This is a genomic window from Rhodococcus sp. (in: high G+C Gram-positive bacteria), assembly GCF_049591685.1.
GTDB lineage: Bacteria > Actinomycetota > Actinomycetes > Mycobacteriales > Mycobacteriaceae > Rhodococcoides.
Window position 1 is genome coordinate 1 of sequence record NZ_JBAWFH010000500.1, and the last position, 14,031, is coordinate 14,031.

A 14,031-nucleotide genomic window follows, 5' to 3' on the forward strand; every position below is an offset into this window, starting at 1 on the left:
CTCCACGTTCGGACGAATCCCGGCGGTGACGACGATCATGTCTGCGGGCAGCGACGTGCCGTCGGCGAAGCCGACTCCCGCGACGCGCCCGTCGTGGGTCCGCAGAACCGAAGTCGTTCTCTTCGACGTGTGAACTCCGACGCCGAGGGAGGTGATCTTGTTGCGGAGCAGGTGGCCGCCGCGTTCGTCGAGCTGTTGGTTCATCAGGTGGCCGGGGGAGTGCACGACATCCACCTCGAGCCCCTGCGTTCGAAGTCCGTATGCGGCTTCGAGGCCGAGAAGTCCGCCGCCGATGACCACGGCCCGCAGATCGTCCTGCGCGCCTGCCATCTGCAGCATTCCATTGGTGTCCGCGATGGTGCGGAAGCCGAACACACCGCGGGCCAGCCTGCCGTCGGGTTCGCGGAGGCCGTCCATGTTCGGAAAGAAGGTGTTGCTTCCGGTGGCGATGATCAACGTGTCGTAACTTGCGACGCGCCCGCTCTCGCACGTCACCGTCTTGGCGAAACGGTCGAGGGAGGTGGCGCGGTCACCGACGTGAAGGGCGACCCCGTTCTCGCGGTACCAGCTCATGGGGTTGAGGAGGAGGTCTTCGTCGTCCACTCCGGTTTCACCGGCCAGGACGTGCGACAGCATGATTCGGTTGTAGTTGCCATAGGGTTCGTCGCCGATCATCGTGACGTCGAAGTGGTCGGCGCCTCGTTTGAGGATCTCCTCGACCGTCCTTGCTCCGGCCATGCCGTTGCCGACGACGAGCAGCCGCTGGGGCATCAGATCAACACCAGGCCGAAGTCGATGACCACTTCGCCGGTGGCACCCTCGGGCGCGGCGACTACCAGCTCGAGCACCGAATCCGGATCCACGTCCTCCACGACCCGCAGCGCAATGTTGACCCCGCTCTTGGCACCCATCGGGAACAGGCGCATCGGCCGACCGTCGCGCAGCAGAGTGACCACGACGAGTTCGTCGCTCGAATTACCGCCGCGGAAGTACAGAGGCTGTGCGGTCGCTCCCGACGGCACGACGAAGGTGGTGGAGTCGTCCACCGGCTCGGCCTTGTCGAGGCCGTGGCCGGTGAACGGGAAGACGCCCTGCAGAAAATGCGGTGTGCTGGCCATAAACACAGGTTGCGGTGTTCCGGTGAACCCACCGCTGCGTCCGCGTTACGGGTGGATCAGGAAGACCTCACCGGCACGGGACGCCGCCTGTGCGGACTGGGCGGTAGCTGCTTTGCAGCCCTGTCGAACGCAGCCTGTCAGAGACCGAAGTTCCCTCGGCCGCGGCGACGGAGGTAGCGCTCGAACTCGGCCGCGATGGCATCGCCGTCGATCTTGGAGATCGCCTCGGAAATGTCGACTTCTGCATCGCCGCGCTCCTCGAGGGTGCGCACGTACTCGCTGATCTCGTCGTCTTCCTTGGTCATCTCCGTGACGGCTTCCTCCCATTCCTCGGCTTGCGTGGGGAGTTCGCCGAGAGGTACCTCGATGTCCAGGACTTCCTCCACGCGCTGCAGCAACGCCACCGTGGCTTTCGGATTGGGGGGCTGCGATACGTAATGCGGAACGGCGGCCCAGAACGACACCGCAGGAACACCGGCCTTGACGCACTCGTCCTGGAGCACTCCTGTGATGCCGGTCGGGCCTTCGTAGCGGGTCTGTTCGAGGCTGAAGCGTTCGGCAGCTTCCACACTGTGCGCGCTGCCGGTCACCGGAACCGGTCGGGTGTGCGGAGTGTCTGCGAGGAGTGCTCCCAGAATGACGACGGTGTCCACGCCCAGTTGCTCGATGAATTCGAGTAGGTCGTCGCAGAAGCTGCGCCACCGCATGTTCGGTTCGATCCCGCGGAGCAGTACTACGTCCCGGGCACTCCCGGGGGGCGAGCACACCGACAGCCGCGTGGACGGCCACTGAATTTCGCGCGTGACGCCGTCGACCTGACGGATTGTCGGTCGGTTCACCTGGTAGTCGTAATAATCCTCGGAGTCGAGCTCGGCGAGAGGCGTGGCGTCCCAAATCAGTTCGAGATGCTCGACGGCGCCGCTCGCGGCATCTCCCGCGTCGTTCCAGCCTTCGAAAGCCGCGACCAGGATCGGATCGCGAAGCGTGGGGAGTTCGATCTCGTCGTCGAGTTCGTCATCGTGGATGTGCTCGGAAACCGGCGAAAACGGTAGCGCGCTCGATACGGCCGAGTTCACGGCTTCCAGCAGGGCCTCCGCGGCGCTGTCCGAATTGTCGGGCTCGGTATCATCGTTGTCGGCGGTGAAGTTGCCGTCTCGGTTTCGGGGACTCACCACGACAGCCTACGACCAGCCCAGCCGCTCGTGTCACGGCTCCATGCCTGTCGTGATCGAGTATCGGTTTCCCACTAGTCTGTAGGAATGCCTGCGCTACACAAAACGAGCCTGCTCGAAGCGATTGCAACTCGCGTTGTCATCGGCGACGGGGCAATGGGAACGATGTTGCAGGACGCGAATCTCACGCTCGACGACTTCATCGGCCTCGAAGGCTGCAACGAGATTCTCAACGACACGCGTCCGGACGTGCTTCGCGAGATCCATCGCGCCTACTACGACGCCGGCGCCGATGCGGTGGAAACCAACACCTTCGGCTGCAACCTTCCCAACCTCGCCGACTACGACATCGCCGACCGCATTCGTGAACTCTCCGAGAAAGGCACGCGCCTGGCGCGCGAGACCGCCGACGAGATGGGCCCCGGTCGCGGCAGCATGGACCGCTTCGTACTCGGTTCGATGGGCCCGGGCACCAAGCTCCCCACCCTGGGGCATGCGCCGTTCGCGAGCCTGCGCGACGCGTACACCGAAGCTGCGCTCGGCATGATCGACGGCGGCGCGGACGCCATCCTGATCGAGACGTGCCAGGATTTGCTTCAGGTGAAGGCCGCCATCATCGGCAGTCAGCACGCCATGGACAAGCTGAACGTCCGCATTCCCATCATCACCCACGTCACCGTCGAAACAACCGGATCGATGCTCGTCGGCAGCGAGATCGGCGCGGCGCTGACGGCACTCGAACCCCTCGGCATCGACATGATCGGCTTGAACTGCGCCACCGGCCCCGCCGAGATGAGCGAGCACCTGCGTCACCTGTCCAAGCACTCCAGGTTGCCCGTGTCGGTCATGCCCAACGCGGGTCTTCCGACGCTCGGACCCAACGGTGCGCTCTACCCTCTCACTGCGCCCGAGCTGGCGACCGCGCTGAGCGGTTTCGTCACCGAGTACGGGCTGTCCCTCGTCGGCGGTTGCTGCGGCACGACGCCCGAGCACATTCGCCAGGTCGCCGACATGGTCCACAGCTCCACGAAAGCCGAACGCGTTGCGGTTCCCGAGCCGGGTGTGTCGTCTCTCTACACCGCTGTTCCGTTCGAGCAGGACGCCAGCATCCTCCTGATCGGCGAGCGCACCAACTCCAACGGCTCCAAGGCGTTTCGCGATGCGATGCTCGCCGAGGACTACGAGCGCTGCCTCGACATCGCCAAGGATCAGACGCGCGACGGTGCTCACATGCTCGATCTGAACGTCGACTACGTCGGCCGCGACGGAGCCAAGGACATGGCCGCGTTGGCATCGCGTCTCGCGACCGCGTCCACGTTGCCGATCATGCTCGACTCCACCGAACCAGCAGTGCTCGAGGCCGGTCTCGAGCACCTGGGCGGCCGCAGTGCGGTCAACTCGGTCAACTACGAGGACGGCGACGGGCCCGATTCGCGTTTCCAAAAGATCATGAGGCTCGTCAAGGAGCACGGCGCGGCTGTGGTCGCGCTGACCATCGACGAGGAAGGGCAGGCGCGTACCGCCGAGTGGAAGGTACGTGTCGCCGACCGGCTGATCGAGGACATCACCACCAACTGGGGCCTGCGCCACGAGGACATCATCGTGGACACACTCACCTTCCCGATCTCGACGGGACAGGAAGAAGTGCGCCGCGACGGTATCGAAACCATCGAGGCCATTCGGCAGCTCAAGGCGAAGTATCCGACGCTGCATACGACCCTCGGCCTATCCAACATCTCGTTCGGCCTGAATCCAGCTGCACGTCAGGTGCTCAACTCCGTCTTCCTGCACGAGTGCACCGAGGCCGGTCTGGACACGGCCATCGTCCACGCGTCGAAGATCCTGCCGATGAACAAGATTCCCGACGAACAGCGTGAGACTGCGCTCGATCTCGTGTACGACCGGCGCCGAGAAGGCTACGACCCGCTGCAGAAGCTCATGCAACTCTTCGAAGGAGTTTCGGCGGCTTCCGCACGCGAATCCCGCGCCGAGGAACTGGGCCGGCTCCCGCTGTTCGAACGTCTCGAACGACGCATCGTCGACGGCGAACGCAACGGCCTAGACGCCGACCTCGACGCCGCCATGGACGAGAAGCCGCCGCTCGAGATCATCAACGAGACGCTGCTCTCGGGCATGAAGACGGTCGGTGAGCTGTTCGGCTCCGGCCAGATGCAGTTGCCGTTCGTGCTGGCGTCTGCCGAAGTGATGAAAGCGGCCGTCGCGTATCTCGAACCGCACATGGAGGCGACGGACGACGACGGCAAGGGCCGGATCGTGCTCGGAACCGTCAAGGGCGACGTCCACGACATCGGTAAGAATCTCGTCGACATCATCCTCAGCAACAACGGCTACGAGGTCGTCAATCTCGGAATCAAGCAACCGATTGCGACCATTCTCGAAGCAGCGATCGACAAGCGTGCCGACGTGATCGGCATGTCGGGATTGCTGGTGAAGTCGACGGTGGTCATGAAGGACAACCTGATCGAGCTCAACAACAAGGGCGTCGCGGAACAGTTCCCCGTCCTACTCGGCGGCGCCGCCCTGACCAGGTCGTACGTCGAGAACGACCTGCAGGATGTCTATCAGGGCGATGTGCACTACGCCCGCGATGCGTTCGAGGGTCTGCGGTTGATGGACACGATCATGACCACCAAGCGCGGCGGCGGCCCCGACCCGGACAGCCCGGAAGCTCTCGAAGCGAAGGCCAAAACCGAGGAGCGCAAAGCACGACACGAACGGTCGCGTCGTATCGCCGAGAAGCGCAAGGCCGCCGAGGTCCCCGTGGTCGTACCCGCACGATCCGACGTCGCCACCGATGTGGAGACGCCCGTGCCGCCGTTCTGGGGCACGCGCATCGTCAAGGGTGTCTCGCTCGCCGAGTATTCAGGCCTGCTCGACGAACGTGCGCTGTTCCTCGGTCAGTGGGGGTTGCGCGGCGTTCGCAAGGGTGAGGGTCCGACCTACGAAGACCTTGTGGAGACAGAGGGCAGACCACGCCTGCGGTACTGGCTCGATCGCCTGAGCACCGACGGCATCCTCGCGCACGCGGCACTCGTCTACGGGTACTTCCCTGCGGTCTCGGAGGGCGACGACGTCGTCGTGCTCGACGAGCCCACGCCCGACGCGTCCGAACGGTTCCGCTTCACCTTCCCTCGTCAGCAGCGCGACAGATTCCTCTGCATCGCTGACTTCGTGCGCTCGCGAGACGCGGCACGCGAGAGCGGCCAGGTCGACGTGCTCCCGATGAACCTGGTGACGATGGGCCAACCGATCGCCGACTTCGCCAACGAGTTGTTCGCCGCCGACGCCTACCGCGACTACCTCGAAGTGCATGGTATCGGCGTGCAGTTGACCGAAGCACTCGCCGAGTACTGGCACCGACGGGTTCGCGAAGAACTGCAACTCGCGGGCGGCCGCAGTGTGGCAGCCGACGACCCCGAGGAAGCCGAAGGATTCTTCAAACTCGAGTATCGCGGTGCTCGATACTCGTTCGGTTACGGTGCGTGCCCCGATCTGGAAGATCGCATCAAACTCGCCGCGCTGCTCGAACCCGAGCGAATCGGCGTGAAGCTCTCAGAAGAGCTTCAGCTACACCCCGAACAGTCCACCGACGCGTTCGTACTTCACCACCCGGAGGCAAAGTATTTCAATGTCTGACTCCACCGAAACACGTCTTCGGGGCGTCTTGTGGGACATGGACGGCACACTGCTCGACTCGGAGAAGATTTGGGATGTGGCCGTCGCAGAACTCTCGCTCGAACTCGGCCGCGAACTCACCGCCGAGGTTCGAGAAGCCACCCTCGGCAACTCAATGCGGGGCGCGCTCGTGAAGGTGTTCGCACACACCGGAACCGAAGCGACCGAAAATAAGCTGGTCTGGGCGCGAAACTGGCTGACCACCCGGGTGGGTGCACTGTTTGCCGAAGGTATCCCGTGGCGACCGGGCGCAAAGGACACCCTGCAACTCGTCCGCGACATGGGGTTGTCCACAGCGCTCGTCACCAACACCGAACGCGGACTCGTCGAGAATGCGCTCGACACGATCGGACGGGAATACTTCGACTTCACCGTCAGCGGCGACGAAGTAGAAGAAGGAAAACCGCACCCGGGCCCGTACCTGCGCGGCGCATCCCTCCTCGGTCTCGACCCGCAATCGTGCCTCGCCATCGAGGACTCACCCACCGGGTCGTTGTCGGCGCACCGGGCCGGCTGTTCGGTGTTGCTCGTCCCATCCGAGGTCGCGGTGACGCCCAGCCCCGGGTACGTCGTGCGCGAGTCACTCGTCGGAATCACCGCTGACGACCTCCGGTCGGCGTGGTGCGATGCACGGTCCACTTCGTCCTCATGAAAGAATCACTCACCGTGAAAACCTTCGATTCCCTGTTCGCTGAGCTCACCGAACGCGCGGCGACGCGTCCCGAGGGCTCGGGCACCGTCGCGGCATTGGACGCCGGTGTACATGCGCAGGGTAAGAAGATCCTCGAAGAAGCCGGTGAGGTCTGGATTGCGGCCGAGCACGAGGGTGACGCGGCGCTGGCCGAGGAGATCTCTCAGCTGCTGTATTGGGTTCAGGTGCTGATGGTCGGGCGCGGTTTGACGCTCGACGATGTCTACCGACATCTGTGAGTCTTGCCCTCCGCTATCCCGATCGCTTATCGAAAGCCAAGGACCCCAGCAAATGTTGCGCGTAGCAGTTCCGAACAAAGGTGCCCTGTCCGAGTCGGCCGCCGAGATCTTGAGCGAAGCAGGCTATCGCCGCCGCAGTGACTCCAAGGACCTCACGGTTCTCGACCCGTCGAACGGCGTCGAGTTCTTCTTTTTGCGGCCCAAAGACATTGCGATCTACGTCGGCTCCGGGGAACTCGACCTTGGCATCACCGGACGGGACCTGGCCCTCGACTCGGGCGCTCCCGTCGACGAGATCCTGTCGCTCGGCTTCGGCCGGTCGACGTTTCGCTACGCCGGTCCCGCAGGCAAGGAGTGGTCGCCGGACGACCTCGGCGGGATGCGGATCGCCACCTCCTACCCGAATCTCGTCAAGGCCGACCTCGCCTCGAGGGGCCTCGAGGCAACCGTGATTCGTCTCGACGGCGCCGTCGAGATCTCCATCCAGCTGGGCGTCGCCGACGCGATCGCGGACGTCGTCGAGTCCGGGCGTTCGCTCCGGCAGAACAACCTGGTGGCGTTCGGTGAATCGTTGTGCGACTCCGAAGGCGTGCTCATCGAACGGGCTGGGAACGGGCAGGCGGACGGGCCCGACGGTACAGCGAAGACGCGCAAACAGTTCGTCGCCCGAGTGCAAGGTGTGGTGTTCGCTCAGCAGTACCTGATGCTCGATTACGACTGCCCGAAAGCAATCCTCGACGAGGCCGTGAAGATCACCCCGGGCATCGAATCGCCGACACTGTCGCCGATGGGCGACGAGAACTGGGTGGCGGTGCGCGCGATGGTCTCACGCAAGGTGCACAACACCGTCATGGACGACCTCGCGGACCTGGGTGCCAAAGCCATTCTGGCGTCCGATATTCGGTCCTGCCGCGCCTTCTGACCGGTCCTGGGGTTGCATGCTTGCGTATAACCACGCTTGCGTATAAACCAGGACGTGGATCGCACCGTGAAGCTCAGTGCCGGGATCGCACCAGGACCGTCTGGGCGATCCGGCCGACTGGGCCGTGCTCGTCGTGCAGCACTCCGGCGGACATCGCGAAACCGTCGGGGCCCGTGGATGTCTCGGCGGTTATACCAATCCATTCGCCTACCGGGACTCGGAAGACGTGGACGGTCAGATCGGTATTGAGGAAGGTCCAGTCGTCGAGACTGAGTTTCGCTCCGATGCCGTTGGCAATGTCGGCAACCGAGAACAGTCGCTCGATCGGCGTCATCGTCTCGCCGAGCACCAGACTTGTTGTGGGGCGCGCCCAGACGAGGCCAGGACCGTTCCCGCCGAGCTCACTGAGGGCGCGAATGTCGACGTTGTCGAGGTAGCCGGATTTCCAACGGCCGCCCCACACGTGAGTTTTCGCCTCCGACAACGGCTTCAGCGGCGTATCGGCCGCGTACGCGACACGAGAGGTGTCGGATGTCGACATCCTCCACGCCGTTCCCCGCGCAACGGCGCGAGTCGCTCCATCGTTTGTGCGCGCCCACAACTCTGCGACGACGAGTTCGATGTTCTTGCCCGGTCGTTCGAGCCACGACCTGACCTCGATGTCGGCGATGGGTACGGGGCCGAGCAGCTCGACGACGACTCTGGTGACGCGGACGTCGTTGCGGGAAGCGGTGCGCTCGAGCGAGCGCGCGAGCAGGGCGGACGGCGGAGCACCGTGCTGCATCGTCGGCGCCCAGAGGCTGACCGTGCGACCGGTCGTGGCGAACACCTCGTTGCCGTCGGCGTTGCGGTCGAGTGGCACGAAGAACGCATCCGGTTGTCCCACGCCACTTTCGGCGGTCACTGAATCCTCGCTGTCGGTGACTGAATCCCCGCTGTCGGTCACAGTGCGGACTCGGAGATCAGCAGGTTTGTTTCGTCGGGGTGCTGGGGCCACCCGGGATAGACCGGGGGAGTGCCCCCGAACTCGGGGCACAGCGCCTGATGGTCGCACCACTTACACAGCTTTCCCTTTTTCGCCTGGAAGTCCCCGGTGCGCCCGGCGTCCACGATGGCCTTCCATATCGCCGACAGCATGCGTTCGAAGCGAACCAGTTCTGCCTCGTCTGGTTTGTACGTCAGCGACTGCTTGTCCGACAGGTACAGCAACTTCAGCTGAGCGGGAACGACTCCGCGCAAACGCATGACCACGAGGGCGTAGAACTTCATCTGGAACAGAGCCTTCGCCTCGGTGTACTCGCGAGGCGACTTGCCCGTCTTGTAATCGACGACCCGAATCATCCCGTTCTTTGCCACGTCGATTCGATCGATGAAACCGCGCAGCGGTGTCCCGTCGGCCAATTCGATTTCCACCCGCTGTTCGCAGGATTCGGGGTCGAAACGCGTCGGATCTTCCATCTCGTAGTAACCGGCGACGAGGTTGCGCGCCTGGTCGAGCAGTGCGACGAGTTCGTCACCGGTGATGAGTTCGGCCAGCTCGGGCGATTCGGTGCGCACGCGTTCCCACGCGGGTTCGACCAACCGTACTGCTTGATCGGACTGCCTTGTGGCCGAAGGCATTGCGTACAGCGCCTCCAGAGCCGCGTGTACCACTGTGCCCTTGACCTGCGCCGTGGTCGACTTCTCCGGAATGCGATCGATGGCCCGAAAGCGGTACAGCAGTGGGCATTGCTTGAAATCGCTGGCGCGCGAAGGCGACAGAGCCGGCCTGCTCCGGCGAACCGGCCGGTCCGACTCGTCGACCGATGGCGCACTCGCGACGGGTGGGGCAGGCAAATCCGTAATACTCACACCCAGCAGACTAAGCCCGTGGTCCGACAGATTCGCGCAGGCCCGTAGTCTGAGCCCACCGAGTCGATAGTCCGCCGTGGACCGACTGCTCCGGTTCAGCAAACGAAAGAGGTAGTCGGCTGTGTCTTCGGACGGCGTGACTTCGGCCAATGAGCTCTCGAACGACGAGTTCTCGGACACCGTGCCGTCGGACGACAACATTGTCGACAGCAGCATTACCGCCAGTGGCGACAACGACAGCGGCGAGCGCACGCCGACGGGTCCTGCACGTAGCGGTCCGTTTCGCACCGGTGACCGAGTCCAGCTCACGGACGGCAAGGGCAGGCATTACACGGTCGTCCTCGAAGCCGGCAAAGAATTTCACACCCACCGCGGCGGAATCACGCACGATGCCCTCATCGGCGCGGACGAAGGCAGCGTGGTCACGTCGGTCAACGGCACGCCCTACCTGGCGCTGCGGCCGTTGCTCACCGACTACGTGCTGTCCATGCCGCGCGGCGCGCAGGTCATCTACCCCAAGGACGCAGCGCAGATCGTGCACGAGGGTGACGTGTTCCCCGGCGCCCGCGTGCTGGAGGCAGGCGCAGGCTCCGGCGCGCTGACCTGCTCGCTGTTGCGCGCGGTCGGAACCACCGGAACGGTCATCTCGTACGAGATTCGGCAGGACCATGCCGACTACGCCGTCAAGAACGTCGAAACATTCTTCGGTGAGCGGCCGGCGAACTGGGATCTGACGGTCGCCGACATCGACCGGTTCGGCGCCGATCATCCCGGCGAAACGGTGGATCGCGTCGTTCTCGACATGTTGGCACCCTGGGATGCGCTTCCCGCTGTTGCCGACGCGCTCGTCCCCGGGGGTGTGCTGATCGTGTACGTCGCCACGGTCACCCAGCTTTCTCGGGTGGTCGAGGCGCTTCGTGCGCAGGAATGTTGGACGGAACCCAGGTCATGGGAGTCGATCGTTCGTGGTTGGCACGTCGTCGGCCTGGCGGTGCGCCCCGAGCATCGGATGCAGGGGCACACCGCATTCCTGATCAGTGCGCGCAAGCTCGCGGCGGGCACCGTCACCCCGAAGCCGCAGCGGCGGTCCGGCAAGGGCTGATCGTCAGACGCAGGGCGCCTGACCCATAGCCAGCAGCTGGCATGCGCTGGCTTCGGACACCTTCCAGTCGCCGTCGATCAACACCCAGGTGTTGGGAGTGGGAGCGGTGGTGCCGCGGGGGGTCGCGATGGTGACCGGAGCGGTCGTGGTCTGGCCTTCGACAACGGGTTCGCCCACCTCGAAGGTGATCTCACCGTAGTTCGCCAGTGCGGCCGTCATCGTCTCGAAGTTGATCAGGCGGGCCGACCCGTTCTCCACCTCGGCGACCTTCGTCGCGGCATCGACATCGGGAGCGACGAGTAGCTCGAGTGACGCCGTGAGTTCGTTCGTCGTCGGTGCAGCGAGTGCGGTTTCGGTCGGGGATTCGGACGAGGACGCACTCGACGCGGCGGACGCCGAACTGTGATCCTCGTGATTCGCTTCGTCGCCCGAACTGCAACCCGCCAGTAGAAGTGCCGCGCCCATGGCGGCCGCGAACACCGGGATCCCGATCGTTTTCACTGGTACAGCCCCTTGCTCGTCATTGCTTGCAGCGTCCTTGTCAGGTGAGGCTAACATGGCAAATACGCAGGGCGAATGCGTCGTCGACGGTGTCGAGCGGCACTGCGACGACGTGTCCACACGCACATTTGCTTTTGTCCCGGTAGCGTTGACTGATCGGACTGGGAGGAGTCGCTATGAGCGCAACAGACAATCCGGATTCGGCTGGGGCCAGGGCGGAACTCGACGAGTTGCGCGCCGAAGCTGCGTCGCTACGTCGACAACTCGGCCAGCTCGGAGAATCGCCGGAACACATCCGTGAGCTCGAGTCCCGCATCGATTCACTGTCGCTGCGCAACTCGAAGTTGATGGACACGCTCAAGGAAGCCCGTCAGCAGCTGATCGCGCTGCGCGAGGAAGTCGATCGCCTCGGGCAGCCGCCGAGCGGCTACGGCATCTTGATGTCCGTGCACGGAGACGACACCGTCGACGTGTTCACGTCGGGACGCAAGATGCGGCTGACGTGCTCGCCCAACGTGGAGGCCGTCACTTTGTCGCCGGGGCAGACCGTGCGGCTCAACGAGGCACTGACGATCGTCGAGGCCGGCTCTTTCGAGCAGGTGGGCGAGATCAGCACTCTGCGTGAGCTTCTCGGTGACGGGTCCAGGGCACTGGTGGTCGGGCACGCGGACGAGGAGCGCGTCGTGTGGCTCGCCAAGCCGCTGTTCGACATGGCCAACGACGAGACGCCGCAGGATCCGGACGAGCCGTCACGCAAGCTGCGTCCCGGGGACTCCCTGCTGGTCGACACCAAGGCCGGGTACGCCTTCGAGCGCGTCCCCAAGGCCGAGGTCGAGGATCTCGTTCTCGAAGAGGTGCCCGATGTCGGTTACGAGGACATCGGCGGGCTCGGTCGCCAGATCGAGCAGATTCGCGATGCCGTCGAGCTCCCGTTCCTTCACAAGGACCTGTTCCGCGAGTACTCGCTGCGGCCTCCGAAGGGTGTGTTGCTGTACGGCCCTCCGGGTTGCGGCAAGACCCTCATCGCGAAGGCGGTCGCCAACTCGCTTGCCAAGAAGATCGCCGAGGCGCGAGGCCAGGATGCCAAAGAAGCGAAGTCGTTCTTCCTCAACATCAAGGGCCCCGAGCTGCTCAACAAGTTCGTGGGTGAGACCGAGCGCCACATCCGGATGATCTTCCAGCGTGCCCGCGAGAAGGCCTCCGAGGGCACTCCGGTCATCGTCTTCTTCGACGAGATGGATTCCATCTTCCGCACCCGTGGATCCGGTGTGTCGTCCGATGTGGAAACGACCGTCGTGCCTCAGTTGCTGGCCGAGATCGACGGTGTCGAAGGGCTCGAGAACGTCATCGTCATCGGGGCATCCAACCGCGAGGACATGATCGACCCCGCCATTCTCCGCCCGGGCCGACTGGACGTGAAGATCAAGATCGAGCGTCCGGACGCGGAGTCCGCGCAGGACATCTTCTCGAAGTACCTGACGGATTCGCTGCCGGTCAATGCCGACGACCTCGCCGAGTTCGGTGGCGACCGGGCGGCGTGCGTCCGGGCAATGATCGAGCGGGTCGTCGACCGCATGTACGCGGAGAGCGAGGACAACCGCTTCCTCGAGGTCACCTACGCCAACGGCGACAAGGAAGTCCTGTTTTTCAAGGACTTCAACTCCGGTGCCATGATTCAGAACATCGTGGACAGATCGAAGAAGTACGCCATCAAGTCCGTTCTCGAATCGGGTACACCCGGACTGCGCGTCCAGCATCTCTTCGACTCCATCGTCGACGAGTTCGCGGAGAACGAGGACCTGCCGAATACCACCAACCCGGACGACTGGGCTCGTATCTCGGGCAAGAAGGGCGAGCGAATCGTCTACATCCGGACGTTGGTCACCGGTAAGAACGCAAGTGCGTCGCGTGCGATCGACACCGAGTCCAACACCGGTCAGTACCTGTAGCAAGCCCCTCACAGCGCTGCCCGTCACCGACGTTCGTCGGCGGCGGGCAGCGCTGTCGTTTGTCCGGCCGCGGGCAAGCGCGGCGCTCGGTTCCGACAGGCCTCGTGTGATCACCTAGGCTCGCGGTATGGAGCGCATCATCGGCATCGAGGTCGAGTACGGCATTTCGTCCCCGACCGAACCGACGGCCAATCCGATCCTCACGTCCACGCAGGCGGTGCTGGCTTACGCGGCAGCTGCAGGCGTTCCGCGGGCCAAGCGCACACGGTGGGACTACGAGGTCGAGTCGCCCCTGCGCGATGCCCGTGGGTTCGATCTGGGCCGCTTCAGTGGGCCCGCTCCGGTCATCGACGCCGACGAGGTCGGCGCGGCGAACATGATCCTCACCAACGGTGCGCGGCTCTACGTCGATCATGCCCACCCCGAATACTCTGCGCCCGAGGTGCGCGATCCACTCGACGCCGTCATCTGGGACAAGGCGGGCGAGCGCGTGATGGAGGCTGCGGCACGGCATGCGTCGAGCGTGCCCGGCGCCCCGCGCCTGCAGTTGTACAAGAACAACGTCGATGGCAAGGGCGCGTCGTACGGCACGCACGAGAACTACCTGATGGCGCGCAGTACGCCGTTCACGGCGGTCATCGCGGGCCTCACGCCGTTCTTCGTCTCCCGCCAGGTCATGACCGGCTCCGGCCGCGTCGGCATCGGTGCCGCGGGCGAGGAGGCCGGGTTCCAGCTCTCCCAGCGCGCCGACTACATCGAGGTCGAGGTCGGCCTGGAGACGACGCTCAAG

The 14,031-nt window shown here is 64.4% G+C and carries 13 protein-coding genes; 7 read left to right on the top strand and 6 right to left on the bottom strand.

Annotation, left to right across the window (positions count from 1 at the left end):
• From WBQ44_RS20580 to WBQ44_RS20590, 3 genes are all read right to left on the bottom strand, one after another.
• A partial coding sequence (locus WBQ44_RS20580) for an NAD(P)/FAD-dependent oxidoreductase (RefSeq protein WP_495568521.1) occupies positions 1-771 on the bottom strand: 771 nt, incomplete at its 3' end.
• Positions 771-1,118: a molybdopterin oxidoreductase gene (locus WBQ44_RS20585; protein WP_495568522.1), complete on the bottom strand. Its 348-nt coding sequence runs from the start codon at positions 1,116-1,118 to the stop codon at positions 771-773. The genes WBQ44_RS20585 and WBQ44_RS20580, both read right to left, overlap by 1 nt.
• A gap of 137 nt (positions 1,119-1,255) precedes the next feature.
• A complete protein-coding gene (locus tag WBQ44_RS20590; protein ID WP_495568531.1) occupies positions 1,256-2,143 on the bottom strand; it encodes a PAC2 family protein in 888 nt (295 codons plus the stop codon).
• Positions 2,144-2,377: 234 nt separating this feature from the next.
• Here WBQ44_RS20590 and metH point away from each other — a divergent pair, with 234 nt between their 5' ends.
• From metH to hisG, 4 genes are read left to right on the top strand one after another with little or no spacing between them, the layout of a single operon-like run.
• Positions 2,378-5,947, top strand: coding sequence for a methionine synthase (gene metH / locus WBQ44_RS20595; protein ID WP_495568523.1), 3,570 nt, complete (start codon positions 2,378-2,380; stop codon positions 5,945-5,947).
• Positions 5,940-6,638 (top strand): HAD family hydrolase, encoded by a 699-nt coding sequence (locus WBQ44_RS20600; protein WP_495568524.1) that lies wholly within the window; start codon positions 5,940-5,942, stop codon positions 6,636-6,638. The genes metH and WBQ44_RS20600 overlap by 8 nt, the downstream gene beginning before the upstream one ends.
• Positions 6,635-6,916, top strand: coding sequence for a phosphoribosyl-ATP diphosphatase (locus WBQ44_RS20605; RefSeq protein WP_495568525.1), 282 nt, complete (start codon positions 6,635-6,637; stop codon positions 6,914-6,916). Before WBQ44_RS20600 ends, WBQ44_RS20605 begins: the two co-directional genes overlap by 4 nt.
• Positions 6,917-6,968: 52 nt before the next feature.
• Positions 6,969-7,838: an ATP phosphoribosyltransferase gene (gene hisG / locus WBQ44_RS20610; RefSeq protein WP_495568526.1), complete on the top strand. Its 870-nt coding sequence runs from the start codon at positions 6,969-6,971 to the stop codon at positions 7,836-7,838.
• Between the two features lie 73 nt (positions 7,839-7,911).
• Here hisG and WBQ44_RS20615 read toward each other — a convergent pair whose 3' ends face one another.
• Positions 7,912-8,742, bottom strand: coding sequence for a thioesterase family protein (locus WBQ44_RS20615; protein WP_495568527.1), 831 nt, complete (start codon positions 8,740-8,742; stop codon positions 7,912-7,914).
• Positions 8,743-8,780: 38 nt separating this feature from the next.
• Entirely contained in the window at positions 8,781-9,599 is an 819-nt protein-coding gene (locus tag WBQ44_RS20620) for a RecB family exonuclease (protein ID WP_495568532.1), read from the bottom strand.
• 304 nt (positions 9,600-9,903) lie between these two features.
• Between WBQ44_RS20620 and WBQ44_RS20625 the strand changes: the two genes are divergently transcribed.
• Entirely contained in the window at positions 9,904-10,791 is an 888-nt protein-coding gene (locus WBQ44_RS20625; RefSeq protein WP_495568533.1) for a tRNA (adenine-N1)-methyltransferase, read from the top strand.
• Between the two features lie 3 nt (positions 10,792-10,794).
• Here the strand turns inward: WBQ44_RS20625 and WBQ44_RS20630 are convergent, their stop codons facing one another.
• Positions 10,795-11,292, bottom strand: a complete 498-nt coding sequence (locus WBQ44_RS20630) for a WKL family lipoprotein (RefSeq protein ID WP_495568528.1) — start codon at positions 11,290-11,292, stop codon at positions 10,795-10,797.
• A gap of 176 nt (positions 11,293-11,468) precedes the next feature.
• Between WBQ44_RS20630 and arc the strand changes: the two genes are divergently transcribed.
• Positions 11,469-13,241 (top strand): proteasome ATPase, encoded by a 1,773-nt coding sequence (gene arc, locus WBQ44_RS20635; RefSeq protein ID WP_495568529.1) that lies wholly within the window; start codon positions 11,469-11,471, stop codon positions 13,239-13,241.
• 127 nt (positions 13,242-13,368) lie between these two features.
• Positions 13,369-14,031 (top strand): proteasome accessory factor PafA2 family protein (locus WBQ44_RS20640; RefSeq protein WP_495568530.1); only part of this gene is annotated, 663 nt, incomplete at its 3' end.